Raw genomic sequence first — 24784 nt, forward strand, 5'->3', positions numbered from 1 at the left:
GCCGGATCAGTCGGAATACTCGGCGGCGCCGTCCTCCAGCACGACCCGGGCATCGGCACCGTCGGGCCCGGCAGCCTCGGTGCGGAACACCGCCCGCCCCGGTTCGGTGCGCCAGATCGACGTGGTCAGCGTCTCACCCGGGAACACCGGCGAGCTGAACCGCGCCGCCACCGCCTGAACCTTCGTGGCGTCGCCGCCGCCGAGTTCGGCAACAAGCGCCCGCCCGGCCACACCGTAGGTGCACAGGCCGTGCAGGATCGGCTTCGGGAACCCGGCCAGATTCTGCGCGAACCACGGATCACTGTGCAACGGGTTGCGGTCCCCGGACAGTCGATAGATCAGCGCCTGATCCTCGCGGGTGGGCAGCACCACCTGGGCGTCGGGTTCGCGGTCGGGAATCTGCGGTGCCACGGGGCGCTGCCCCGGTTGTCCACCGAACCCGCCTTCACCCCGAATCACCACGGTGGTAAGGGTTTCCGCGACAACCTCGCCGCTGGCCGGATCGGCGCCGATGCCCTTGAGCATGACCACCGCGTTCTTGCCCTCGCCCTTGTCCTGGATGTCGACGACCTCCGAGACCACACTGAGCTTTCCGGCCGGGGGCAACGGCCGGCGCAGCCGGATCTCCTGGGAGCCGTGCAGCAGCATGCCGAAATTGAAGGTGCCGATCTTGAGTGCCGCCGGGAAGGCAGAGCAGGCGATCACCGCGTAGGTCGGCAACACCTGCTGTTCGATCTCGTGACTGTTCTCGGTGGTGAACGCGAGATCTGCGGTGCCTGCGCCCACGCCGATGGCGTACAGCAGAGTGTCACGGTCGGTCCATTCGAACGGAATCGGATCGGTGGTCTCGCCAATGGCTTCCGGATTGAGGGGCATGCGTGCCGACGATAGCGGCTCAGCGGTTCAGTTGACCGGCCTTGTTGACGTTTGCTCGATCTAAGGCCACGATGGCTCGCATGCGCTATGTCGTTACCGGCGGTACCGGGTTTATCGGCCGCCGAGTGATCACCCGGATTCTGTCCCGCGAACCCGGCGCCGAGGTGTGGGTGCTGGTGCGCCGTGAGTCGCTGACGCGGTTCGAGCAGCTGGCCCAGAACTGGGATGAGCGAGCAAAACCGCTGGTCGGTGACCTGACCTCGGCAGATCTCGGGCTGTCCGACACCGATGTCGCAGAGTTGGGCGATGTCTCGCATGTGGTGCACTGCGCAGCCATCTACGACATGACGATCGGTGAATCCGAACAGCGGGCGGCCAACGTGGAGGGCACCCGCGCGGTGATCGACCTGGCCCGGCGCCTGGACGCCACGTTGCACCACGTGTCCTCGATCGCGGTGGCCGGCAACCATCGGGGCGTGTTCACCGAGAACGATTTCGACGTAGCGCAGGACCTGCCCACGCCGTATCACCAGACGAAGTTCGAGGCCGAACTGCTGGTGCGCTCGACGCCGGGCCTGCGCTACCGGGTGTACCGGCCGGCCGTCGTGGTCGGCGATTCGGCGACCGGTGAGATGGACAAGGTCGACGGCCCGTACTACTTCTTCGGCGTGCTGGCACGCCTGGCCGCCCTCCCCAGATTCACGCCGATGATGCTGCCCGACACAGGCCGGACCAACGTGGTGCCGGTGGACTATGTCGTTGAAGCGATGGTCGCGCTGATGCACACCGACGACAAGGACGGTGAGACCTTCCATCTCACCGCGCCGAAGACAACCGGGCTGCGCGACATCTACCGCGGTGTGGCAGCAGAGGCCGGACTGCCTCCGCTGCGCGGGTCGCTGCCACGGGCCACCGCGGCGCCCGTCCTGCAGGCACGGGGACGGGTCAAGGCGGTGCGCAACATCGTCGCCACCCAGCTGGGCATCCCGGGCGAGGTGCTCGACGTGGTCGAGCTGCGGCCGACCTTCACCGCGGACAACACCACCGCCGCACTGCGCGGTACCGGGATCTCGGTACCCGAATTCTCTTCGTACGCACCGAAACTGTGGCGTTACTGGGCCCAGCACCTCGATCCCGACCGGGCCCGTCGCGACGATCCGGCCGGCCCCCTGGTGGGCAAGCACGTCATCATCACCGGCGCCTCCAGCGGTATCGGACGGGCTTCTGCCATCGCAGTCGCCGAACGCGGCGCGTGCGTCTTCGCGTTGGCCCGCAACGGTGACGCGCTCGACGACCTGGTCGCCGAGATCCGCTCGGCCGGCGGGCAGGCCTACGCATTTACCTGCGACGTCACCGATTCGGCGTCGGTCGAGCACACCGTCAAGGACATCCTCGGCCGGTTCGGCCACGTCGACTACCTGGTGAACAATGCCGGCCGGTCCATCCGCCGGTCGGTGGTGAACTCGACGGACCGCCTGCACGATTACGAACGGGTGATGGCCGTCAACTACTTCGGCTCGGTACGCATGGTGCTGGCGCTGCTTCCGCACTGGCGCGAGCGCCGGTTCGGCCACGTGGTCAACGTGTCCAGTGCGGGCGTGCAGGCCAACAGCCCGAAGTACAGCGCCTACCTACCGTCCAAGGCTGCACTCGACGCCTTCTCCGAGGTGGTCGGCACCGAGACCCTGTCGGATCACATCACCTTCACCAATATCCATATGCCCCTGGTGAAGACGCCGATGATCGCACCGTCGCGCAAGCTCAACCCGGTGCCGCCGATCTCTGCCGAGCATGCCGCGGCCATGGTGGTGCGCGGCCTGGTCGACAAGCCGGCCCGGATCGACACCCCGCTGGGCACCGTCGCCGATTTCGGTAATTACCTGACCCCGAAACTGTCGCGCCGTGTACTGCATCAGCTGTATCTGGGCTACCCGGACTCGGCGGCCGCGCAGGGCCAGATCGGTGAGAGCTCTCAGGAGACAGCCGGCGAGCCGGCGCAACGGCGGCCGAAGCGGCCGGTCCGCAGCGGCCGCACCTTGCGGGTCCCGCGCGCGGTGGCTCGCCCGGTCAAGCGCGCGGTGCGGTTGGTGCCCGGCGTGCACTGGTAGGTCAAGGCGTCTCAACAGCTTTCGCGACTGCACTGTCCCAGGCCAGCATTGCCAGGTCCGCGGTCGTGTCCATGTCGGCACGTGACGCTCCGTCCCTGGCCTGAATGGACAGCCCGTGGAGCACGGTGATCAAGAACGACGCGAGCCGCTGCGGGTCGAGATCGGACGGTAGCTCGCCGTCGGCCATGGCCGCCCGGATCCGGGCCAGCAGCCGCGCGCGGTCCTCGTCCCGGTAATTCTTGAGCAGGTCGCGCAACACCTCGGTCTCGGTCGAATAGGCGATTCCGGCGAGCACGATCAGGCAGCCGGGCGGGCTGTCGGGATCGGCGTACTGGTCCACGCTGTCGCGCAGCATGGCCTCGACCGCGTCGCGGATCGGAACCGGGCGCTGCAGCGCCATCGCGAGCGGCGAACGTTCCGGGGCACCGTAGTACGCGACCACCTCGCGGAACAGGTCTTCCTTGGAGCCGAATGTCGCGTACAGGCTTGGTGCGTTGAGCCCCATCGCCGCGGTCAGATCACTCACCCGGGTGCCTTCGTACCCACGCTCCCAGAACACGTCCATCGCGGCCCGCAGTGCGGTGTCGCGGTCGAACGCGCGTGGCCGGCCGCGGCGCGCGACGGGTTGACGGGACATACGGACAGTCTATATTTGTAGTGCCTATTACAAAATTGATTGGAGCCAGGTATGGCGTTGACGGCATCGACACCGAAAGCACTGACATCCAAGGCCGCACTGATCACCGGGGGCAGCCGCGGAATCGGTGCGGCAATCGCGTGCCGCCTCGCCGCCGAGGGCGCCGACGTGGCCTTCACCTACCACTCCTCACCCGGGCGGGCGGCCGAAGTGGTCGACGCGATCACCGCCGCCGGCGCGAAAGCTCTTGCACTACAGCTCGACAGCGCTGCACCCGACGCGGCGCGACGCGCCGTCGACGCCGTCCTCGAAGCGTTCGGCCGGCTGGACATCCTGGTGAACAACGCCGGGGTGTTCCCCAACGGTCCGCTGGACCAGGTGAGCGCCGCCGATATCGACCAGGCCATCAATCTGCACATCCGCGCGCCGTTCCTGTTCAGTCAGGCCGCCGCGACGGCCATGGGCGAGGGCGGCCGGATCATCACGATCGGCAGCAACCTCGCCGACCGCACCCCCTTTTCCGGGGTGACGCTGTATTCGACGACCAAGGCCGCCGTCGGCGCGCTCGCCCGGGGACTGGCCCGTGATCTCGGGCCCCGTGGAATCACCGCCAATGTGGTGCAGCCGGGCAATACCGACACCGAGATGAATCCGGCCGACAGTCCCGAGGCCGTCGCCGACCTACCGAATATTCCGCTGGGACGCTTCGCGCGGGCCGGCGAAATCGCCGCCGCTGTCGCCTACCTGGCCGGTCCGGATGCGCAATACGTGAACGGCACAACCCTGACCGTCGACGGCGGATACAACGCCTGACGCCGTGGAGGCAAGGATGTCGTGGGCATTGCTGGTCTTCGCCGGCCTGCTGGAAATCATTTGGGCACTGGCGATCAAGCAGTCGGACGGATTCACCCGGCTGTGGCCGAGTGTGGTGTGCGTGGTGGCCGCAGTAGCCAGCTTCGTGATCCTTGCGATGGTGGTCAGACACCTGCCGGTCGGCACCGCGTACGCGGCCTGGGCAGGCATCGGCGCGGTCGGTGTCACCATCGCAGGCGTGGTGATGTTCAGCGATGCGTTGACGCCGTTGCGGATGACGTTCATCGCGATGATCGTGGTGGGTCTCGTCGGGCTGCGATTCGTTGAGCAATGAGCCGGTCCACCGTGCCGTTGGCTTATCGTTGACGGTGTGACGCCACCGCCGCTGAGCGGCGAATCGATGATGCCCGTGTTCGCCGACGTCGATACCGGTGTCGATGACGCGATGGCGCTGGCGTATCTGCTGGCCAGCCCCGAAGCCGAGTTGGTCGGTATCGCATCGACCGCGGGAAACGTTCCGGTGCAACAGGTCTGCACCAACAACCTGGGCCTGCTGGAGCTGTGCGGGGTGACCGGGATCCCGGTCTCCAGGGGGGCCGAGCAGCCGCTGAGTGCACCGCTGCGCACCGCCGAGGACACCCACGGGCCACAGGGCCTTGGATACGCGCAGTTACCGGACAGCGACCGGCTGCTCACCGCGCACGACGCCGCCGAGGCCTGGGTCCGCGCCGCACGCGCGCACCCTGGTGAGTTGATCGGGCTGGCCACCGGACCGCTGACCAACCTGGCGCTGGCCATGCGCACCGAACCCACCCTGCCCAAGCTGCTTCGCCGGCTGGTGATCATGGGCGGGGCGTTCGACTACCGGGGCAACACGACACCGGTGTCTGAGTGGAACATCAGCGTCGACCCCGAGTCCGCCGCCGAGGTATTCAGCGGCTGGAACGCCGCCTGGGGTCTCGACGATGCCACCCATGTGCCAATCGTGCTGGGGCTCAACCTCACCGAGAACATCGCGTTGACACCTGCGCTGCTGAACCGACTGGCGGCCGCGGCCGGCTCACCGTCGGCGCCGATGAGCGTGCTCGACGAGCGGGGCACCCGGTCGACGGCCGGCAACCCGTTGATCCGCGTGCTCGAGGACGCCATGCGGTTCTACTTCGAGTTCCACTTCGACACCGGCGATGGGTACCTTGCGCACCTGCACGATCCCCTGGCCGCCGCGGTCGCCCTGGACCCGGAGTTGGTGAGCTACCGGGAAACCACGGTCGATGTCGAGCTGAGCGGCACCTTGACCCGTGGCATGACGGTGGCCGACTGGCGCGGACACTGGGGCCGTCAACCCAATGCGCTCATCGGCACGGAGGTCGACCCGACGGTGTTCTTCGACCGGTTCATCAGCCGGGTCGGGGCCTTCGCGCAGCACCTGGGCTGATTCCGTCTGGGCTGACAAAGCTCTGAGTCAGTCCTCATTCATAGGCGCCCTCCAGATACCACCGGCGCTGCCGGTAACACAGCAGCAGAGCGAGATCGTCTTCGTCCCTTTCTCCGGAACCCAGCAGCACCTGGACCCGTGCTGTGCGTCCGGCACCTCGGTTCTCCGGATCCCACCACCGCTCGTCGACCGGCCACGGCCCCGCCCACCAGCGCAGCCTGCCGTCACGACGGCCGGCACCGGCCAGCTGCGCCGGATCGGCCGAGAACAACCCGCGACCGGTGACCCGGACCAGATTTCCTTGTACGTCAAGCAATTCCACCGGGTCATCGAGCAGTACGGTCGGTGAGGGCTCGGGTAACTGGCCGGGCCAGGGCTGCCGCGGATCGGCTCGCGGTACCGGTTCGTCGCCCAACGGCGTGAGAGTGATGCGTTCGGCAGGACCGCGCCCGCCGCTGAGCACCGGAACCTGTACCGCTTCCGGGCCGAGCAGCCCCTGAACCCGCAGCAACGCACGCCGGGCCCGCAGCCGATCCTCCTCCCCCAGCCCGCCCCACAACGGCAATTGCAGCGCCGCCGCCGACACCACCTCCACCGGACGCAGGCGCAGCACCGTGACCGGGCCGGTGGGCCGCTCGGAGGTGCGGCGGTTCAGCCAGCCGTCCAGCTGCCAACGCACCCGGTCTGCGGTGGCATCCTCGGTCAGTGGTTCGGCACACCGCCAGACCCGTTCCAGCTCTTCACCGTTGGCAGTGACGGCGTGAATGGCCAACCGGGTACAGCCCACCCCGGCCGCCTCCAGATGACGATGCAGATCGCTGGCCAGGGACCGTCCCGCGAAAGCTGCGGCGTCCACCCTCTCGATCGGCGGGTCACAGTTCATCACCGCATCGAGTTCGGTGGCCGGATCCCGTCCGGAAGGACCCCGGTCCGGCTCCCCGCAGGCGAACCGGTGCGCCATCACCGCGTCGGCCCCGAACCGGGAGGCGACATCGGTGCGGGACAACTCGGCGAACTGCCCGAGGGTTCGGATACCCATCCGCCACAACAGGTCTGCCAGGTCCTCGCGGCCCGGGGCGGCCAGGGACGGTTCCGTGGACAGCTGCCGGATCGACAGCCCGGACAGAAACCGCGCGTCGTTCCCGGGTTCGACGATGCACCCCGCCCGGGCAGCGAAGACCGCGGTGGAGAGCTGATCGGCGATACCGACCTGGCATTCGGCCCCCGCCGCGGCGACGGCGTCGATCAATCGTTCGGCCGCAACCTGTTCGGACCCGAAGTACCGCGCCGCGCCGCGCACCGAGAGCACCAGCAGCCCTGGACGCAGCACCTCGGCGCGCGGCACCAGATCGTCGACGGCAAGCGTCACGTTCTCGAAATGGCGGGCGTCCCTGGCCGGGTCGGCGGTGACGACATGCAGTTGCGGGCACCGGGCCTGCGCCTCGCGCCGGCGCAGTCCGCGCCGAACCCCGGCCGCGCGTGCCGACGCCGAGCAGGCGATCACCCGGTTGGCCAGGGTGACCGCGACCGGCACCGTCGAGGTCAGACCTGCCGCCGTCGCCGCGGCCACTGCCGGCCAGTCCATACACCAGAGGGCCAGCACCCTGGAATCCGCGGGCACGAGCTACCCTCCTGCCGCACAAGCCGATCCGACGCCCCGTCCCCGGGCACGCATGGCCAGCCGGACCCGGCTGATCCGGCCACGCCCGGGCGTCGGGGTGTCCCCGCGGGCACCGGCCACCTCATAACCGCATACCCGGGCCTCCAGCCGAGCCGATGCTCCCTGCCAGTCACCGTCAGTGACCAGCAGGGTGCAGCCTTTCTGCCGGGCCCTCGCCACCATCACCCTGGCCCGACTCGGCGGCACCGAACGCCCGCCCAGCCCGAGCACCACCAGATCCATCCCGTCCATCAGCACCGAGGCCACCTCGACAGGGTCGGCACCCGGATCGGGGATCACCGCGAGCCGGCTCAGATCGGCGCCCATCTCCACCGCGGCCAGCAGGCCGACATCGGGTTGGCCGATGATCACCGCATGCCCGCCCCCGGCCGTCACCGCCGCCACCATGCCCAGCGACAGCGACCGGGCACCCGAGGCCACTGCGACGGACCCCCGTGGCAGCATCGTCGGTAAGCCCTCAGGCAACGCCTCAACCAGGGTTTCAGGTGGCGCCAGCAAAGATTCTGGAGCTGGTAACACCGCTTCGGACCGGGGCACGCCGCGATGCGCCGGGCCGACCTTCCCCGACACCGAGGCAATCTTTCTGCGGAGGTGTTCCACCTGTTCAGAGCGGGTAAGCGGGCGTAAATCAAGCTCGGCCGCAACAGTCACAACAACACCTCCCGCACCATCAGCAACCCATCATTTTCGAATATATGTTCGATGTCTCGAGTAAACACCTACCCCCCGACAGCGTCAAGCCGCGGCCAACGGCGACCGCCCAGGGAAGGCGGGGTGGGCAGGAACGGTTCTGCGGCCGCGCCGACTCTGAGCTAGAGTTCGCCCCACCAGCACCCGCTTCGGGATGGGACTGGACCGCCATTTGCGTTGCAGGTAGCGGGAATCCACCGCGATTCGCCGAAGGCCAGGTTCTGTAACAGCACGGGGGACAGTGAGGACAGCATCATGAAGTCAGGGCAGTTGACTCGTCGGCTCACCGCCATCGCAGGCGGTGCGGCAGTCATCGGGATGATCTCGTTCACCGCGGCGTGCGGTACCGAGGAGCAGAAGGGTCCCGAGACCACCACACCGACCACAACGACCACGACCACTACCGCTCCGGCCACTCCTGCCCCGCCGCCATCGGTCGAGCCGACCGAGAAGTCGATCAACCCCACCGGCGGCAACCTCTTCACGCCCGGCGTGAAGGCACCGGCGGCACCGACCGCCATCCCCGGCAACAGGTCGAACACCGGGTAGACCGCTGTTTCGGCGACTGCCGGGCTTGGTGCAACATGCCCGGCAGGCAACGCCGTCCTGTCACACCCCGATAAGCAGTGCCTGCAGCAAATGGCTCTGCGACTGCACGGACCTTCAGTTAGAGTTCGTTCACCAGAACCCGCTTCGGGATGGGACTGGCCACGACTTTGCGTTGCAGGTAGTGGGAATCCACCGCGATTCGCCGAAGGCCAGGTTCTGTAACAGCACGGGGGACAGTGAGGACAGCATCATGAAGTCAGGGCAGTTGACTCGTCGGCTCACCGTCATCGCAGGCGGTGCGGCAGTCATCGGGATGATTTCGTTCACCGCGGCGTGCGGTACCGAGGAGCAGAAGGGTCCCGAGACCACCACACCGACCACCACCACCACGACCACCGCTCCGCCGGCCACTCCTGCCCCGCCGCCATCGGTCGAGCCGACCGAGAAGTCGATCAACCCCACCGGCGGCAATCTCTTCACGCCCGGCGTGAAGGCACCGGCGGCACCGACCGCCATCCCCGGCGACAACTAGACGCGGAGCGCGGAAAGTCGGTCGTTCGCCCATGGCCGGGATGAACATCGCCCCCGGACGGGCGTTACTGGCGCTGATCCTGTTCAGCGCCCTGCTGGTCTCCGACCTGCGGGCCACGCCCGCCCCGGGCGGCACCGCGTACGGACCCACTCACATTGCGGGTCCGTACGCCCAACTGCTTTCTGCCTCAACCGATCTCGGCCCCGCCGAGAACCGCTCGGCACAGCTCACCATGACGCTGCACAGCGCCGACCGACCGGCTGCACTGTTCGGGTGGGCCCAGGAGCATTCACTGTCCATCCGGTGGCGGCCGGGCGACACCTGGGCGATCGCCGAAGGTCAATCCGCTGACCTGGCAACCGCTTTCGGAGTGGACATCCATGACTACCGGGGCCGGCGCGGTCAAGAGTTCTACGCCTCACCACAGCAGCCGTCGATACCCCGACGGCTGTCCGGGGAGGTCACCGAAGTCGGCCGCATCCTGGGCTATACGCCGTACCGGATGTCGCTGCCGGACCTGCATAACCTGCCAGCCGATGTTCCGGACCAGGGGTTGACTCCGCAGGGGGTGCGCAACACCTACAACCTCACCAACCTCGCAGAACAGGGGTTCACCGGCAAGGGCACCACCATCGTGTTCTTCGCGTTCGACGGCTTCGATCAGGCTGATCTGGACACCTTCGCCACCACCTTCGGTCTGCCGACCTTCACGCCGATCGTGGTCGGCGGGCAACCGAGTGCCCCGCACGGCGAGACCACCATGGATCTGCAGGTCGCCCATGCCATCGCCCCGGATGCGCAGAAGGTCGTGGTCAATGCCCGGCCGACAGTTCAGGGTGACGGCGCCTACGAGAAGATCGGGAAGATGCTCGAGTCCGCGGACCAGCAGTTTCCCGGTGCGGTGTGGAGCTTCTCGATCGGCTGGGGTTGCGACAAGCTGATCACCGCCGCCGATCTCGCCCCTGTCCGCTCGGCCCTGGCCGCCGCACACACCCACGGCACCACCGCATTCGATGCCAGCGGCGACCTGGCGGGTCTGGAATGCAAAGGCGGACAAGACTGGTCGTCTGCGCCCGGCGAGGACGACATCGGCCTGGACTCGGTGGCCTCCCTGCCGGAGATGACCGATGTCGGCGGCACGACGCTGTCCACCGACGCTCGTGGCGGCTGGCTGGCCGAGCAGGCCTGGTTCGACGTCCCGCTCTCGCAGGGAACCGGCGGTGGCGTCTCGGCGATCTTCGACCGCCCCGAGTGGCAGCGCGACGTGTCTGCACCCGGCGATGGCAGTGCCGGGCGGCGGCTGACCCCGGATGTGGCCGCAGTGGCCGACCCCTTCACCGGCGTGAAAATCGTTCTGAACAACCAGGTTCTGGTCGGTGGCGGCACATCGCAGTCCGCACCGTTGTGGGCCGGGATGGCTGCAGTGATGAATCAGTATCTGATCGCCAACGGCGGCCGGGCGCTCGGCGACCTCAACCCGATGCTGTACAGGATCGCCTCGGGCGCCCCGCTGCCGGCTTTCCGTGACGTCGACCTCGGCGGCAACGCGGTGGCCACCGCTTCACCCGGCTACGACGTGGTGACCGGACTGGGCTCACCCGACGTGGAGAACCTCGCCAAGAACATTCTTGTCCTGCAGAAGGCACGCCGATGACCGAAACACCCGACGACACTGACGTGCCCACCACCGAGTGCCGCGTCTGCAAGGTCGATGTGCCCGACGGTAAATACTGCGGGCTGTGCGGGGTACCGATCGACAAGGAGCGAGGTGACGGACCGGAGTGGTTGCGTCTCAGTGCATCCTGCGTGGCCCCCGATGAACGCCTGCTGTGGCCGTCGATCGCCAGCTCACTGTTCCCCCATCTGTCGCACCAGTCCCGCACCCCGTTCCGCATCGCGATGCTGGTCCTGTTGGCCGGGTTGGTGGCCTGTGCACTGCTGAGGTTGCCCGCGGCCCTGATCGCGGTTGCCGCACTCGGCCTCCCATTGCTGTTTCTCATCTACCTCTATGAGTCCGACGCCTTCCGCGACCTGCACCGAGCCAACCTGGTGCTGACCGTGGTGCTCGGAATTGCACTGGGGGTGGGATGGGTGCTTCTCACCGGCCACGCCATGGCCAAGTCCTACGGCGTCCCACTCGGTAGCGGGGTGACCGGGTTCCGGATCATGCGCAACGGGTTGGGGATTCCGCTGGGCGGTGCCGTCCTGATGCTGGCGCCTGCCGTTGTGGTCCGGCTGACCCACCGGTCGAGCCGGGAATCGTTGGACGGCTTCATGATCGGCGCCCTCGGCGCCACGGCTTTCACCGCGGCGACCACCCTGACCCGGCTGGCACCACAGCTCACCACCGGCATGGTGGCGCGAAACCGCCCGATCTCGGGCCTCGTCGTCGAGGCCGGAATCCGCGGTGTGGCCATGCCTTTGACCGCCGCGGCCATCGGCGGCCTGATCGGCGCGGCACTGTGGTTCACCCGCCCCGCCACCAAGGTCGACAAACACCTCGGTTATGTCCGGCTCGTGATGTTCTCCTGCGCGTTCGCGGTGCTGATCGTCTACTGCGCGCTGGGTCTGATCGATGTGGCGCGTGTTCCCCAGTGGATCCAGTTGGCGGTGCACCTCGCGGTTTCTGCGATGGCGTTGTTGGCGCTGCGTGTCGGTCTGCATCTGGCGCTGCTGCACGAGGCGCAGGACGAGATCGCCTCCGATCAGCCCATCTTCTGCGCCCGATGCGGCCACATCGTGCCCGATATGTCGTTCTGCCCGCACTGCGGTGCGGCCACCCACGCATCGTCGCGCACGTCCAGAGAAGTGCGACGCGAGCACCGGCCGTTGCGTGACTCGGGATCCGATGCCGGGTGAGCACGTTCTTTCCCGGATATGCGGTACCGATTTCCACGGGCAGGACCCGGGCCGTCCGCGGGACCTCGGCGCTGAAAGTGCTGACGATCCTGGGCATCGGAATCGCCCTGGTTGCGGGCGTGCTGGCCTGGGTCTCACATGCGACGAGCGAGCCGCCGGCCCGCTACATGTGCCCACCGGACTGCGGGCGGCCCCCGACCGGGCAGGCGGTGGCCATCAATCCGGTATTCACCGCCCCCGACGGAAGCTTCTCGGTTTCCTATCCGGTGGCCTCCTCGGCATACAAGGTCACCACCAATCCCACCGGTGTCACCGCGGAGTTCCAGGCAGGTGACGGTGGCATGCTGCAATTGTTCAGCGAGCCGGCGAGCGGACGTAGCGCCGAGGACATCGCCAATTCTCTGGTCGGGAAAACATTTCCGGACACCAAGACCGCCTACAACATCCCCAACGCCATGGTCGGTTACCACCCCGGGTTCGGGCTGGTCGCCGACTGCTGGCCACAGGGCGCCACAAGTAACTACATGCGGATGCGGGTGCTGGTGTTGGTCGCGGTGAAGAACGACCTCGCGCTCATCGCATCGGCCGTCGGACCGTACCGAGAATTCGGCCCCGGCTCGGGGGCCAGTAAACCCTCGGGCGCCAACCTGCAGCTGGCGCTGGACATGGGGAAATACGTCAACAGTTTCCGCTGGCGCGGAGATCCCGACCGCTGACCGCTTTCGGCCTACGCGTGGCACCCCGATCGGAAACACACAATTGACGCCCGCGCCGCAGCGCACTGGGTTAGAGTTTGCTAGCAGACCTGTTTGAGGGCTGTATCTGTATCGTCCGCGGGGGACAGTGAGGACTAATCATGAGGGCACGTCGATCAACTCGTCGCCTCGCAGCCGCGGCAGCCTCCGCAGCGATCATCGGGATGATCGGGCTGAGCGCTTGCGGTACCGGCGAAAAGGCACCGGAGACCACCACGCCGACCACTACCACGACGACAACCACGACGCCGGCGTCCCCGCCGCCTGCGGCGCCCACCGAGAAGCAGGTCTCCCCCGGTGGCGCCAACAGTTTCACGCCCACCCACGTAGAAACGCCGGCGCCCCCCACCGGGCGTCACGGCATCGGCAGCCCTCATAGGCAATAGCGCCGGAACCGGCTCTGACAACCCAGCGCTCACCTTCGAAGGCCGGGTATGCCGGGTATGCCGAACCGAAGTACCGGCGGGCACATTCTGCGCAGTGTGCGGCGCCTACCTGGACCCGCCGCGCCATGGGGCCGGGTGGTTACGCTCACGGGCGTACTGCGCCGGGCGCGAGCACCTGCTACGGCCGTCGGTGGTCAGCTCGCTGTTCCCAGCGCTACCGCACCATTCGCGCGCGCCGTACCGACTCGGGATAGCAGCGCTGGCGGTCGCGGTCCTCGCCTGCACGTTGCTGCGGGTACCCGCCGCGATGATCGCGCTCGCCGCGTTCGGTCTACCGCTGCTGTTCGTCACATATCTCCGTGAATCCGCTGTCTTTCAAAACCTTCCACCACGAACGCTGCTGTTGACCGCCGCCCTGGGCGCCGCCTTGGGTGCCGCCTGGACGCTGCTGACCGGAACCGCGGTGGCGCGCGAGTACGACATGCCGATGGGTGTCGACGTGCCGGAGTTCCGGGTCATGCGCGACGGTGTCGCCGTCCCGCTCGGTGCCCTGTTGTTGATGCTCACCCCGGCGGTGGTGATCCGCCTGCTCGGGCCGCGCACCCGAGAATCGTTGGAGGGCTTTGTGATCGGCGCTCTCGGGGCGCTCACCTTCAGCGCGGCAACCACATTGAGCCGGTTGGCTCCGCAGTTCGACGACGGACTGGTGGACCACGATCGCCCCTTGGGCGGCCTGCTGGTCCAGGCCGGCATCCAGGCGGTGGCGGTGCCGTTGACCGCCGCGGCCGCCGGCGCTCTCGTCGGTGTGGTCCTGTGGTTCACGCCAGCGGAAGACAGCGCTTGGCGCCCCACACATGTGCGCGCAGCCTTGGTGCTGACGGGCGCGGCCATCCCTGCGTTGTACACGGTCCTCGGCCTGATCGACGTCGCGCCGGCGCCCGAGATCGCCGTGCTGGCAGTGCATTTGATCGTGACGGCATTGGCCGTGCTGGCGTTGCGAGTCGGTCTGCAGCTCGCGTTGCTGTACGAGGCACACGGCACCGTCCACATGGGTGAATCGCTGCGGTGCCGGCAGTGCGATCACACCGTTCCCGATATGGCGTTCTGTCCGGATTGCGGCGCGGCGATCCAGGCATTGCAACGGACGGCACATCACCTGGGTCGCCCATTGCTGGTGGCGTGGGGTACGGGCGTCGCGCTGTCGACGGCCGCGCTTGTCGTGGTGTCGGCCGGGGTCAGCAGCCCACCCGCACGCTACCGATGTCCACCGGATTGCGGCCGTCCGCCGACCACCGATCCGGTGGCGACGAATCCCCGCTTCACCGCCGCAGACGGCGGGTTCTCGGTGTCCTACCCCGCGTCCGGCGCGGCGTACCGGATCACCACCGCCGACGACGGTGTGACGGCGGACTTTATCGCCGGAGACGGTGGGACCATGCAACTGATCGGCAGACCCGCACAGGGGCGAACGCCGAAAGAGATCGCCACGGCCCTGGTCGAGGACACCTACCCCGACACCGAGGTGGACTACGAGATTCCGAACGCCATGGTGGGTTACCAACCCGGCTACGGCATGGTGGTCGACAGCTGGCCGCAGAATGCCACCGGTGACTACATGCGGATGCGGGTCGTCATCCTGGCTGCCGTCAAGAACGACCTGTCACTGATCGCCATTGCGACGGGCCCGTACCACGCCTACGGCCCTGGTTTCGGCTCCGGCAAACCCTCGGGCGCCAACCTCGATCTCGCGCTGGATATGGGCAAGTACGTCAACAGTTTTCGTTGGCGCGGAGACCCGGCGCGCTGAGCCCCGTCATTCCCACTCGATGGTGCCCGGCGGCTTGCTGGTGACATCCAGCACCACCCGGTTGACCTCGGGCACCTCATTGGTTATGCGGGTCGAAATCCGTTCCAGCACTTCGTAAGGCACCCGGGTCCAGTCCGCGGTCATGGCGTCCTCACTGGACACCGGACGCAACACGATCGGGTGACCGTACGTGCGCCCGTCACCCTGGACACCGACCGAGCGCACATCAGCCAGCAGCACCACCGGGCACTGCCAGATCTGCTGATCCAGACCGGCAGTGGTGAGTTCCTCCCGGGCGATGGCATCGGCGCGACGCAGCGTGTCCAGCCGGTCGGCCGTCACCTCGCCAACGATGCGAATCCCCAGCCCCGGCCCCGGGAACGGTTGGCGCCCGACGATTTCCTCCGGCAGGCCCAGCTCCCGGCCCACCGCCCGCACCTCGTCCTTGAACAGCAGCCGCAGCGGTTCGACGAGCTTGAACTTCAGATCGTCGGGCAGGCCGCCGACATTGTGGTGGCTCTTGATGTTGGCGGTGCCGGTGCCGCCGCCGGATTCGACGACATCCGGGTACAGCGTGCCCTGCACCAGGTATTCGATCTCGCCCTCGCTCGCGCCCAGGGTGTCGCGAACCACCGCCTCGAACGCCCGGATGAACTCGCGGCCGATGATCTTGCGCTTGCCCTCGGGATTGGTCACCCCAGACAGTGCCTCGAGGAACCGGTCGGCGACGTCGAGGGTGACCAGCTTGGCGCCGGTGGCGGCCACGAAGTCGCGCTCGACCTGTGCCCGCTCCCCCGCCCGCAGCAGGCCATGATCGACGAACACGCACGTGAGCCGGTCCCCGATGGCGCGCTGCACCAGCGCGGCCGCCACCGCCGAGTCAACTCCGCCGGACAGTGCGCAGATGGCCCTGCCGTCGCCGATCTGGGCCCGCACCGCCTCGATCAGCTGATCGGCGATGTTCGCAGCGGTCCACGTCGCACCGATGCCGGCGAACTCGTGCAGGAACCGGCTCAAGACCAGCTGGCCGTGCGGGGAATGCAGCACCTCGGGGTGGTATTGCACACCGGCCAGCCGGCGGGCCCGGTTCTCGAAGCCTGCGACCGGCGCGCCGGCGCTGGACGCAATCACGTCGAACCCGTCCGGCGCAGCCGTCACCGCGTCGCCGTGGCTCATCCACACCGGCTGGGTGCCTGGCAGGTCGGCATGCAGATCACCACCGGCGACGTTCAGCTCGGTACGCCCGTATTCGCTGGTCCCGGTGTGTTCGACGGTGCCGCCGAGCGCCTGGGCCATGGCCTGGAAGCCGTAGCAGATGCCGAACACCGGGACGTCGAGATCGAACAACGCGGGGTCCAGTCGTGGGGCGTTCTCGGCATAGACACTGGCCGGGCCGCCCGAGAGCACGATGGCCTGCGGATCCTTGGCCTTGATCTCCTCGACCGTGGTGGTGTGCGGGATGACCTCGGAGAACACCCGCGCCTCACGGACCCGGCGAGCGATCAGCTGTGCGTACTGAGCGCCGAAGTCGACGACGAGGACAGGACGGGGAGATGCAGATGTCACCGCAACAGTCTAGTGGGCAGGTCAGCGCGTGCCTGAGGTGCCGGAATTCTTGGCAAGTGACGTGTAGCTGTCGGCCCTACACTTCGGTTGACAATCTTCCGGGGGGAGGCACGTGCCAAACGAATTGCGCGTGGACTGGGACACGATGGTCTCGTCTGCCAAGTTCATCGCCGAACAGGCCGTACAGCTGTCAGCCGAACTAGATGGCATCGGACGCGAGTGGGACTCACTGTCGTCGACGTGGTCTGGGGACGCAGCGTCGTCATACTCACCGCTATGGCAGGAGTGGCACGAGGGGGCACAGCACGTAGCGCGGGTGCTCGAAGAATCCTGCGATCTTCTCAGGCAAGCAGCAACCGCTTATGTAGCCGAAGACGCAGACAGCGCTCAAGCCATATCCGGGTCCACCGCAATCATGGAGTCACTGTGAGTCGATACACCGTCGATTTGGACAGGCTGCAGGATTTCATCAGCCGTCTCAGCCGATTTGATATTCGGGCAGAGCAGATCGCTGCAGAAGTCGATCAGCAAATCGCCACATTACATGGCACGTGGGCCGGTGACGCCGCCGATGCCCACAAAAGCCAACACGATGAATGGACCGCGGCAGCGGCCCAGATGCGTGAGGCGCTTACACAGTTACGCACGAAAGTCGATGCTGCACACCGCTGCTACGCCGATGTCGTGGCGCTGAACACCGCTATGTGGCCATGACACATGTACAGATACTGCACAAATAACAACGGCCCAGGTGGAAATCGTAAATGGCGCCCATAACAGCAGATTCGAAAATCTTGTTGGATGCTGGCGCTCTCTACGACAACGCACGGTCGCGCGCCGGTACTGCCCTCACCGCCCTGACGTCCGCGCTTGACGCGAATTCCGGGTGCGCCGGCACCGACAACGCTGGCCACACCTGGGCAAACGGCTATGATCCGGCGGCACTAGACGCCGTGAAGGCTGGCGCTGACGCGGTGAACGCCCTCGCCAAACTCCACGATCTACTGGCGTTCACGGGCGTCAATCACGCCAATGCGGAGAATGCGGCCAACACTTCCCCTGGCGCAAAACTTCCCCCGCCTCTCGCAGCACCCACCTACGCGGCTGGCACATTCAAGGGGTCGTACGGTGGCGACACCGACGCGCCGATGGGCTGGGGCCTGATCACCCGCTGGCTACAAGGCCACCTACGGCCAAACGGTGATCCCTCGAAGTTAAAAAAGCTCGGTTTCGCCTGGACGGAGGCAGCGAAAGCACTCCGCGACGCAAGCAGCACGGCGGGGCCCGCATGGGCAAACATCGAAGATCTTTCATCACCAGAATTCGACAAAGCGCTGACGCAGATGGACCTGGTCGCCAATAACGTCGAGAAGCTTTGCGCGCAGTTCGAAAACTTGGGTAATGCCTGCTACGACTGGGCCAAACATATTGATGACGCCCACCAGAAGATCCGAGAAATACTTGCAGACACTATCGGGTGGACGCTAGTCGCAGGTGCTGCCGGCGCCATTGTCGGAACACTTCTCGGACCGGAAGGCACCGTAGGAGGTGCCGCTTTAGCTTCCGGTGCCGCCGCTTCGAGAGCCGCTGCTTCGATCGTGCCCATCCTGGCGGCGCTCGACGTGTCGGCGGGAGTTGCAACGGGAATGGCAGCGGGAGGCATTGCGGCAGCTGGCGTCGCGGCCAACGGAATTACCCGCGATCTTCAACCGCTGCTACAAGCGAACGCTTCTGTCTACAGCTCTGACGGCGGAGAGATGGTCAGCGGGCCAGCGGGGAATTATTATCGAAGACCCGACAATCTCAAAGCCTTTCCAAATGCAAAGCGCGCATCCCCCAAGACTCGAATGAGCGGCGGCCGAATGCGATATCGTTGGAAAGATAAAGACAACATTTATGAATGGGATAGCCAGCATGGCACGGTTGAAGTTTACGACAAAAGAGGCGTTCACAAGGGAGAGTTCGACCCCAATACTGGAGTTCAGACCAAACCTGCTAAACCAGGAAGAAGCGTGACCCCGTAGCATGTGGAAGCTGGAAGCCTACAACAAAATTACCGACGAACTTGCATGCGAACATCCTCTCCCGAGACTCGACGGCTCAGATGTTCGCACTATTCTGAAGATATATGATGATGAACCGATCGAACCATTTACGTTCGATGCCAACGACCCAGCAGCGCTCAACGCTCTGATCAAATTCAGCGACGGTCCAATCGAAATTAATCCAGACTTCAGCTATTTCCTTGGATTCTCATAACAGGAATCCACAGTGGCGTTGTTTCAGCAACGTAGAGTTTTACGTGTACGTTCTGAATTCCGGCTGCGATCCCACGCGATCTCTGCACGTTCAGACGGTGTTCCACCAGGCATCCGACTGCAGCTCGATCGGGAGTGGATCATCAACTTCCAGCCCGAGATTCTCGAGCCGATCGAACCACTCGTCACGGAGCGACGACGGCAGCTTCACCCCGCAGAACGGGCAGTACGAGATGACCGAGACCGATGAGCCGCCATCGAGGATGGCGATACCCCATTCCCGAAACTTCGGCAGATACTCCAGCGGGTAGTCGTCCTCGCCCAGCGCTGACGCCATCCGCTCACAACAACTGGGCACAGATTCCCCTCCCCGATGTGTGGAGGTCTCAATATGCCCGACGATCCCGCTTTGCAGGCCGAGCCGCATCGGGAAGCTCCAAAGTCACGGCCGAAGCCGTGTTTTTACCCACCCCTCGCCCGGCGACTACGCATGATGGAGAAGACGTCGGCGAAAGCGAGGACGCTGTGCTGGGCCTGCCCGAGCAGATCACCGCTTGCCTGTTCGATCTCGATGGCGTGCTGACCGATACCGCGAGCGTGCACAAGAAGGCCTGGAAGGCCATGTTCGACGACTATCTGCGCACGCGGGCCGAACATACGGGTGAGCCGTTCGTCGCGTTCGACGTCGACGACGATTACCTGCGCTACGTCGACGGCAAGCGCCGCGAGGACGGGGTCCGGTCGTTTCTGGCCAGCCGCGGAATCGAACTACCCGAGGGCTCGCCCGACGACCCGGCCGACGCCGACACCATCGAGGGCCTGGGCAACCGCAAGAACGCGATGTTCCACAGGACCCTGAAGAAGGACGGGGTCGAGGTGTTCGAAGGGTCGCGGCGCTACCTACAGGCCGTGACGGATGCGGGCCTGCGCCGGGCGGTGGTGTCGTCGAGCGCCAACACCGAGGAGGTGCTGAAGATCACCGGGTTGGACAGATTCATCGAGCAGCGGGTGGACGGCGTGACGATGCGCGACGAGAACCTGCCGGGCAAACCCGCGCCGGACAGCTTCCTGCGCGCCGCCGAGCTACTCGGCGTCTCCCCCGCGCAGGCCGCGGTCTTCGAAGACGCATTGGCCGGGGTGGCAGCGGGCCGGGCGGGAAAGTTCGGATTCGTGGTGGGCGTGGACCGGGTGGGTCAGGCCGAGCAGTTGCGTCACGACGGCGCCGACATCGTCGTCACCGATCTGGGCGAGTTGAGGTAGCGCCATGATGATCACCCACGACGCGTACCCGGTGGAACCGTGGCAGGTGCGCGAAACCCGTCTGGACCTCAACCTGCTGGCTCAGTCCGAATCGCTGTTCGCGCTGTCCAACGGTCACATCGGCCTGCGCGGCAACCTCGATGAGGGCGAGCCGTACGGCCTGCCCGGGACGTACCTGGCCGGGTTCTTCGAGGTGCGCCCATTGCCCTACGCCGAAGCCGGATTCGGCTACCCCGAGGCCGGGCAGACCGTCGTCGACGTCACCAACGGCAAGCTGCTGCGGCTGCTCGTCGATGACGAGCCCTTCGACGTGCGCTACGGCGATCTGATCGACCACGAGCGCACCCTGGACCTGCGCGCCGGCACCCTGACGCGCCGCGCCCACTGGCGTTCCCCGGCGGGAAAACAGGTCCGGGTGGTCTCCACCCGCCTGGTGTCCTTTGCACACCGCGGCGTGGCCGCCATCGAGTACACCGTCGAGGCCATCGGCGAATTCGTCCGGGTGACAGTGCAATCCGAACTCGTCACCAACGAAGACCAACCCGAGACAACCGGCGATCCCCGGGTATCGGCAGTGCTCAAACACCCGCTGCAAGCCGTACACCACGAAAACACCGACAGCGGTGCACTTCTGGTGCACCGCACCGTCGGCAGTGGACTGATGATGGCGGCCGCGATGGACCATGACGTCGAGGTGCCGGGGCGGGTCGAGGTCAGCACCGACTCCCGCGACGATCTGGCCCGCACCACCGTCATCTGCGGACTGCGGGCCGGACAGAAGCTACGCATCGTCAAATACCTCGGCTACGGATGGTCGAGCCTGCGTTCGCGCCCCGCCCTGCGCGATCAGGCCGCCGGCGCCATCACCGGCGCCCGCTACAGCGGGTGGCAGGGGCTGCTGGACTCCCAGCGCGCCTACCTCGACGAGTTCTGGGACTCCGCCGACGTCGAGGTCGAGGGTGACCCGGACTGCCAGCAAGCGGTGCGATTCGGGTTGTTCCACGTGCTGCAGGCCAGCGCCCGCGCCGAGCGCCGTGCCATCGCGGGCAAGGGGCTGACCGGCACGGGCTATGACGGTCATGCCTTCTGGGACACCGAGGGTTTCGTGCTGCCGGTGCTGACCTACACCAAGCCCCAAGCAGCCGCCGACGCACTGCGGTGGCGGGCCTCCACGCTGGACCTCGCCCGCGACCGCGCGGCGCAGCTCGATCTGAAAGGCGCCAGTTTCCCGTGGCGCACGATCCGGGGTGAGGAGTGCTCGGCGTACTGGCCGGCCGGGACCGCCGCATGGCACATCAATGCCGACATAGCGGCTGCCTTCGAGCGCTATCGCGTTGTCACCGGCGATGGTTCGCTGGAAAAGGAATGCGGCCTCGAAGTCCTGGTGGACACCGCCCGGCTGTGGATGTCGCTGGGACACCATGACCGTCACGGGATCTGGCATCTGGACGGCGTGACCGGACCCGACGAATACACCGCGGTGGTGCGCGACAACGTCTTCACCAATCTGATGGCCGCGCACAACCTGCGGGTCGCCGTCGGTGCCTGCACCCGCCATCCGGAGGCGTCGTACTCGATGGGCGTGACCACCGAGGAGACCGCGGCCTGGCGTGATGCCGCCGACGCCGCCCACATCCCCTACGACGAAGAGCTGGGTGTGCACCCGCAGTGCCAGGGCTTCACCACACTCGCCGAGTGGGACTTCACGTCCAACACCACCTATCCGCTGCTGCTGAACGAGCCGTATGTCCGGCTCTACCCGGCCCAGGTTCTCAAGCAGGCCGATCTGGTGCTGGCCATGCAGTGGCACAGCCACGCGTTCACCCCGGAACAGAAGGCGCGCAATGTCGACTACTACGAGCGGCGCACCACCCGGGACTCGTCACTGTCGGCGTGCACCCAGGCGGTGATGTGTGCGGAAGTGGGCCATATGGAGCTGGCCCACGACTACGCGTATGAGGCCGCGCTGATCGATCTGCGGGATCTGCACCAGAACACCCGGGACGGACTGCACATGGCCTCGCTTGCCGGTGCATGGACGGCGTTGGTGGCTGGTTTCGGCGGACTGCGCGACGACGAGAGTGTCCTGTCGCTGAACCCGCATCTACCCGACGGCATCTCGCGCTTGCGGTTCCGGTTGCGGTGGAAGGGATTCCGGGTGACGGTCGACGCGAACCACCGCGATGTCACCTACACCTTGCGTGACGGGCCGGACGGGTCGCTGACCGTCCGCCATTCCGGAGACGACGTCGTGCTCAACACCCGCAGGTCGACCACCGTCAAAGTGGTGCCCCGGCGTCCGCTACTGCCGCCCCCGCCGCAGCCGCCCGGGCGAGAACCGGTCCGCAGACACGTCGGCCACGCAGAAGGGTAAAGACCACCCGACCGGGTGTGGATTCGGACGCAGTGGGTACTCGACTTTCGTACGTCACAGCGGTGGCGTCGCCGCGCGCGGCGCTCCCGCTGAACAGCGAAAGGAGCGACGGGGTGACCGGTACCCAGCCCAAGCCGACAACCACCGACGCCGGAATTCCGGTGTACAGCGACGAACATTCGTTGACGATCGGTCCGGACGGACCGATCCTGCTGCAGGACCACTACCTCATCGAGCAGATGGCGATGTTCAACCGGGAGCGCATCCCGGAGCGCCAGCCGCACGCGAAGGGCGGCGGCGCATTCGGTCACTTCGAGGTGACCAGCGACGTCAGTGCCTACACCAAGGCCGCGCTGTTCCAGCCCGGCGTCGAAACCGAGACGCTGACCCGGTTCTCGACCGTGGCCGGCGAGCGCGGCAGCCCCGACACCTGGCGTGATCCCCGCGGGTTCGCGACCAAGTTCTACACCACCGACGGCAATTTCGACATGGTCGGCAACAACACCCCGGTGTTCTTCATGCGCGACCCGTTGAAGTTCCAGCACTTCATCCGGTCCCAGAAGCGGCGTGCGGCCAACAACCTGCGTGACCACGACATGCAGTGGGATTTCTGGACGCTGTCCCCCGAATCCGCGCATCAGGTGACGTGGCTGATGGGCGATCGCGGCATCCCCCGCGACTGGCGCCACATGAACGGCTACTCCAGCCATACCTATAGCTGGATCAATGCCGCCGGGGAGATCTTCTGGGTCAAGTACCACTTCAAGACCGATCAGGGCGTCGAGTTCCTCACCCAGGAAGAGGGTGACGAGATGGCCGGGATCGACGGCGATGCCCATCAGCGCGATCTGTACGACTCGATCGAGCGCGGCGAGTTCCCCACCTGGTCGTTGAAGGTCCAGATCATGCCGTTCGAGGAGGCCAAGGACTATCGGTTCAACCCGTTCGACCTGACCAAGGTGTGGCCCCACGGCGACTATCCCCTGATCGACGTCGGCACACTACGGCTGGACCGCAATGTCGAGGATTACCACGCCGAAATCGAGCAGGCCGCGTTCGAACCGAACAACCGGGTCCCCGGAACCGGCCTGAGCCCGGACAAGATGCTGTTGGCCCGCGACTTCGCCTACGCCGACGCGCACCGCCACCGGCTCGGCAGCAATTACAAACAGATCCCGGTCAACGCGCCCAAGGTCGACGTGCACAGCTATTCCAAAGACGGCGCCATGCGGATCAAGAACGTCTCAGATCCCGTGTACGCCCCGAACTCATATGGTGGGCCGCAGGCCGACCCGGCCCGCACCGGCGAATCGCTGTGGCACGCCGACGGCGACATGGTTCGCGCCGCCTACACGCTGCACGCCGAGGATGACGACTGGGGACAGGCCGGGACGATGGTGCGCGACGTGCTCGACGATGCAGCACGTGCCCGGCTGGTCTCCAATATCGCCGGCCACCTGTCGAAGGGAGTCTCCGAGCACGTGCTGGAGCGGGCCTTCGAATACTGGAAGAACGTCGACAAGCAACTCGGGGAGAAGGTCGAATCGTCAGTCCGCAACGGCGGCTGACTGATCCGCGGCGGCGCCGGGGTCGAGGATCTGTGCGATCTCGGCGTTCACGGCGGCACGCACGTCGCCATCGCTGATTGGATCCAGGCCGGCCGACGACCGTAGGAACGGTTCAAAGAACCGCCAACCGAGTTGCAGGGCAACGGCGTTGGCGACTGCGAGCCGTCCGCTGCGCTCGTCTTCGAAGCGCGGTAGCACCTCGCCGAGCAGCCTCGTGACCCCTGGAAACCGGGTCTGCAGTTGGCCGATCGGGTAACCGTCGAGAAGCGCCCTGGCCAGCAACCGCATGTGTTGGTCCATGGTCTGGTCGATCTCATCGGCCGGGCCGTCGTCGTCCAACAAGGCGGTGAGCCGGCCACCGAGGTGATCGAGTACCGCTCCGACCAACTGCTCCTTCGTGCCGAAGTGCCGGTAGATCAGCCCGTGGTTGACCTTGGACCTCGCGGCGATGTCGCGGATCGACGTGGCCGCCGGACCACGTTCGGCGAACAGATCCGCCGCGGCCGACAGCGCAGCCGCGACCACCTCGTCCTTGCCGACCGGACCGGCCGCACCCTTGGCCGGTGGCGTCGGTGTAGTCATGTGGTTACACTAGCTCACATGCAGGTGTAGTCACCTGACTACACCTGT

At 66.4% G+C, this 24784-nt stretch carries 24 protein-coding genes; 17 read left to right on the plus strand and 7 right to left on the minus strand.

The features are described from left to right. Positions 1–6 precede the first annotated feature (6 nt). On the minus strand, positions 7–876 hold the full coding sequence (locus AB0I14_RS11470) for a MaoC/PaaZ C-terminal domain-containing protein (protein WP_358020454.1): 870 nt from the start codon (positions 874–876) through the stop codon (positions 7–9). Positions 877–956: 80 nt separating this feature from the next. Here AB0I14_RS11470 and AB0I14_RS11475 point away from each other — a divergent pair, with 80 nt between their 5' ends. Continuing rightward, positions 957–2984: an SDR family oxidoreductase gene (locus AB0I14_RS11475; RefSeq protein WP_358020457.1), complete on the plus strand. Its 2028-nt coding sequence runs from the start codon at positions 957–959 to the stop codon at positions 2982–2984. Between the two features lies 1 nt (position 2985). Here the strand turns inward: AB0I14_RS11475 and AB0I14_RS11480 are convergent, their stop codons facing one another. Continuing rightward, the gene (locus tag AB0I14_RS11480) at positions 2986–3621 is read right to left on the minus strand and encodes a TetR/AcrR family transcriptional regulator (protein ID WP_358020460.1); all 636 of its coding nucleotides are present in this window, start codon (positions 3619–3621) and stop codon (positions 2986–2988) included. Between the two features lie 51 nt (positions 3622–3672). Between AB0I14_RS11480 and AB0I14_RS11485 the strand changes: the two genes are divergently transcribed. From AB0I14_RS11485 to AB0I14_RS11495, 3 genes are all read left to right on the plus strand, one after another. After that, a complete protein-coding gene (locus AB0I14_RS11485; RefSeq protein ID WP_358020463.1) occupies positions 3673–4434 on the plus strand; it encodes an SDR family oxidoreductase in 762 nt (253 codons plus the stop codon). A gap of 16 nt (positions 4435–4450) precedes the next feature. Then, positions 4451–4768 carry a multidrug efflux SMR transporter gene (locus tag AB0I14_RS11490; RefSeq protein WP_358020466.1) on the plus strand — a complete coding sequence of 106 codons (318 nt, stop codon included), beginning with the start codon at positions 4451–4453 and terminating at the stop codon, positions 4766–4768. A 69-nt stretch (positions 4769–4837) separates the two neighbouring features. Continuing rightward, positions 4838–5869 (plus strand): nucleoside hydrolase, encoded by a 1032-nt coding sequence (locus AB0I14_RS11495; RefSeq protein ID WP_358021252.1) that lies wholly within the window; start codon positions 4838–4840, stop codon positions 5867–5869. 34 nt (positions 5870–5903) lie between these two features. Here AB0I14_RS11495 and AB0I14_RS11500 read toward each other — a convergent pair whose 3' ends face one another. Together AB0I14_RS11500 and AB0I14_RS11505 are read right to left on the minus strand one after the other, a co-directional pair. Then, positions 5904–7490, minus strand: a complete 1587-nt coding sequence (locus tag AB0I14_RS11500; protein ID WP_358020469.1) for a DNA polymerase Y family protein — start codon at positions 7488–7490, stop codon at positions 5904–5906. A gap of 3 nt (positions 7491–7493) precedes the next feature. Beyond that, complete coding sequence (locus AB0I14_RS11505; RefSeq protein ID WP_358020472.1) at positions 7494–8201, minus strand: hypothetical protein; 708 nt, start codon at positions 8199–8201, stop codon at positions 7494–7496. 294 nt (positions 8202–8495) lie between these two features. Between AB0I14_RS11505 and AB0I14_RS11510 the strand changes: the two genes are divergently transcribed. From AB0I14_RS11510 to AB0I14_RS11535, 6 genes are all read left to right on the plus strand, one after another. Then, positions 8496–8789 (plus strand): hypothetical protein, encoded by a 294-nt coding sequence (locus tag AB0I14_RS11510; RefSeq protein ID WP_358020475.1) that lies wholly within the window; start codon positions 8496–8498, stop codon positions 8787–8789. Positions 8790–9039: 250 nt separating this feature from the next. After that, entirely contained in the window at positions 9040–9321 is a 282-nt protein-coding gene (locus tag AB0I14_RS11515; RefSeq protein WP_358020479.1) for a hypothetical protein, read from the plus strand. 31 nt (positions 9322–9352) lie between these two features. After that, positions 9353–10975 carry a S53 family peptidase gene (locus tag AB0I14_RS11520; RefSeq protein ID WP_358020482.1) on the plus strand — a complete coding sequence of 541 codons (1623 nt, stop codon included), beginning with the start codon at positions 9353–9355 and terminating at the stop codon, positions 10973–10975. Then, the gene (locus AB0I14_RS11525) at positions 10972–12180 is read left to right on the plus strand and encodes a zinc ribbon domain-containing protein (RefSeq protein ID WP_358020485.1); all 1209 of its coding nucleotides are present in this window, start codon (positions 10972–10974) and stop codon (positions 12178–12180) included. The genes AB0I14_RS11520 and AB0I14_RS11525 overlap by 4 nt, the downstream gene beginning before the upstream one ends. Beyond that, a complete protein-coding gene (locus tag AB0I14_RS11530) occupies positions 12177–12896 on the plus strand; it encodes a hypothetical protein (RefSeq protein ID WP_358020488.1) in 720 nt (239 codons plus the stop codon). The genes AB0I14_RS11525 and AB0I14_RS11530 overlap by 4 nt, the downstream gene beginning before the upstream one ends. A 519-nt stretch (positions 12897–13415) precedes the next feature. After that, positions 13416–15128: a zinc ribbon domain-containing protein gene (locus tag AB0I14_RS11535; RefSeq protein WP_358020491.1), complete on the plus strand. Its 1713-nt coding sequence runs from the start codon at positions 13416–13418 to the stop codon at positions 15126–15128. Between the two features lie 6 nt (positions 15129–15134). On the opposite strand, the gene guaA is transcribed toward AB0I14_RS11535, so the two are convergent. Continuing rightward, entirely contained in the window at positions 15135–16694 is a 1560-nt protein-coding gene (guaA, locus tag AB0I14_RS11540) for a glutamine-hydrolyzing GMP synthase (protein ID WP_358020494.1), read from the minus strand. 130 nt (positions 16695–16824) lie between these two features. Between guaA and AB0I14_RS11545 the strand changes: the two genes are divergently transcribed. From AB0I14_RS11545 to AB0I14_RS11560, 4 genes are read left to right on the plus strand one after another with little or no spacing between them, the layout of a single operon-like run. Further along, a complete protein-coding gene (locus tag AB0I14_RS11545; RefSeq protein WP_358021255.1) occupies positions 16825–17124 on the plus strand; it encodes a WXG100 family type VII secretion target in 300 nt (99 codons plus the stop codon). Then, positions 17121–17408 carry a WXG100 family type VII secretion target gene (locus AB0I14_RS11550; RefSeq protein ID WP_358020497.1) on the plus strand — a complete coding sequence of 96 codons (288 nt, stop codon included), beginning with the start codon at positions 17121–17123 and terminating at the stop codon, positions 17406–17408. The genes AB0I14_RS11545 and AB0I14_RS11550 overlap by 4 nt, the downstream gene beginning before the upstream one ends. 50 nt (positions 17409–17458) lie before the next feature. Further along, positions 17459–18718, plus strand: a complete 1260-nt coding sequence (locus AB0I14_RS11555; protein ID WP_358020500.1) for a colicin E3/pyocin S6 family cytotoxin — start codon at positions 17459–17461, stop codon at positions 18716–18718. A 1-nt stretch (position 18719) separates the two neighbouring features. Next, on the plus strand, positions 18720–18953 hold the full coding sequence (locus AB0I14_RS11560; protein WP_358020503.1) for a hypothetical protein: 234 nt from the start codon (positions 18720–18722) through the stop codon (positions 18951–18953). Positions 18954–19043: 90 nt separating this feature from the next. Here AB0I14_RS11560 and AB0I14_RS11565 read toward each other — a convergent pair whose 3' ends face one another. Beyond that, positions 19044–19289, minus strand: coding sequence for a hypothetical protein (locus AB0I14_RS11565; RefSeq protein ID WP_358020506.1), 246 nt, complete (start codon positions 19287–19289; stop codon positions 19044–19046). A 188-nt stretch (positions 19290–19477) separates the two neighbouring features. Between AB0I14_RS11565 and AB0I14_RS11570 the strand changes: the two genes are divergently transcribed. The 3 genes from AB0I14_RS11570 (at position 19478) to AB0I14_RS11580 (ending at position 24154) form a co-directional block, all read left to right on the plus strand. Next, positions 19478–20212, plus strand: a complete 735-nt coding sequence (locus AB0I14_RS11570) for a beta-phosphoglucomutase family hydrolase (protein WP_358021258.1) — start codon at positions 19478–19480, stop codon at positions 20210–20212. A gap of 7 nt (positions 20213–20219) precedes the next feature. Then, positions 20220–22586 carry a glycoside hydrolase family 65 protein gene (locus AB0I14_RS11575; protein WP_358021261.1) on the plus strand — a complete coding sequence of 789 codons (2367 nt, stop codon included), beginning with the start codon at positions 20220–20222 and terminating at the stop codon, positions 22584–22586. Between the two features lie 113 nt (positions 22587–22699). Beyond that, a complete protein-coding gene (locus AB0I14_RS11580; RefSeq protein WP_358020509.1) occupies positions 22700–24154 on the plus strand; it encodes a catalase in 1455 nt (484 codons plus the stop codon). Here AB0I14_RS11580 and AB0I14_RS11585 read toward each other — a convergent pair. Then, the gene (locus tag AB0I14_RS11585) at positions 24134–24736 is read right to left on the minus strand and encodes a TetR family transcriptional regulator (protein WP_358020512.1); all 603 of its coding nucleotides are present in this window, start codon (positions 24734–24736) and stop codon (positions 24134–24136) included. The genes AB0I14_RS11580 and AB0I14_RS11585 overlap by 21 nt on opposite strands. Positions 24737–24784: the final 48 nt, after the last annotated feature.

This window comes from Mycobacterium sp. NPDC050441, assembly GCF_040655355.1.
Classification (GTDB): Bacteria; Actinomycetota; Actinomycetes; order Mycobacteriales; family Mycobacteriaceae; genus Mycobacterium.

Bases quoted from the DNA above. Each gene is read 5' to 3' on its own strand.
- AB0I14_RS11515 (WP_358020479.1), top strand. From the start codon at position 9,040: ATGAAGTCAGGGCAGTTGACTCGTCGGCTCACCGTCATCGCAGGCGGT.
- AB0I14_RS11520 (WP_358020482.1), top strand. From the start codon at position 9,353: ATGGCCGGGATGAACATCGCCCCCGGACGGGCGTTACTGGCGCTGATC.
- AB0I14_RS11585 (WP_358020512.1), bottom strand. From the start codon at position 24,736: ATGACTACACCGACGCCACCGGCCAAGGGTGCGGCCGGTCCGGTCGGC.
- AB0I14_RS11490 (WP_358020466.1), top strand. From the start codon at position 4,451: ATGTCGTGGGCATTGCTGGTCTTCGCCGGCCTGCTGGAAATCATTTGG.
- AB0I14_RS11555 (WP_358020500.1), top strand. From the start codon at position 17,459: ATGGCGCCCATAACAGCAGATTCGAAAATCTTGTTGGATGCTGGCGCT.
- AB0I14_RS11485 (WP_358020463.1), top strand. From the start codon at position 3,673: ATGGCGTTGACGGCATCGACACCGAAAGCACTGACATCCAAGGCCGCA.
- AB0I14_RS11475 (WP_358020457.1), top strand. From the start codon at position 957: ATGCGCTATGTCGTTACCGGCGGTACCGGGTTTATCGGCCGCCGAGTG.
- AB0I14_RS11470 (WP_358020454.1), bottom strand. From the start codon at position 876: ATGCCCCTCAATCCGGAAGCCATTGGCGAGACCACCGATCCGATTCCG.
- AB0I14_RS11480 (WP_358020460.1), bottom strand. From the start codon at position 3,621: ATGTCCCGTCAACCCGTCGCGCGCCGCGGCCGGCCACGCGCGTTCGAC.
- AB0I14_RS11575 (WP_358021261.1), top strand. From the start codon at position 20,220: ATGATCACCCACGACGCGTACCCGGTGGAACCGTGGCAGGTGCGCGAA.
- AB0I14_RS11525 (WP_358020485.1), top strand. From the start codon at position 10,972: ATGACCGAAACACCCGACGACACTGACGTGCCCACCACCGAGTGCCGC.
- AB0I14_RS11560 (WP_358020503.1), top strand. From the start codon at position 18,720: ATGTGGAAGCTGGAAGCCTACAACAAAATTACCGACGAACTTGCATGC.
- AB0I14_RS11565 (WP_358020506.1), bottom strand. From the start codon at position 19,289: ATGGCGTCAGCGCTGGGCGAGGACGACTACCCGCTGGAGTATCTGCCG.
- AB0I14_RS11495 (WP_358021252.1), top strand. From the start codon at position 4,838: ATGCCCGTGTTCGCCGACGTCGATACCGGTGTCGATGACGCGATGGCG.
- AB0I14_RS11510 (WP_358020475.1), top strand. From the start codon at position 8,496: ATGAAGTCAGGGCAGTTGACTCGTCGGCTCACCGCCATCGCAGGCGGT.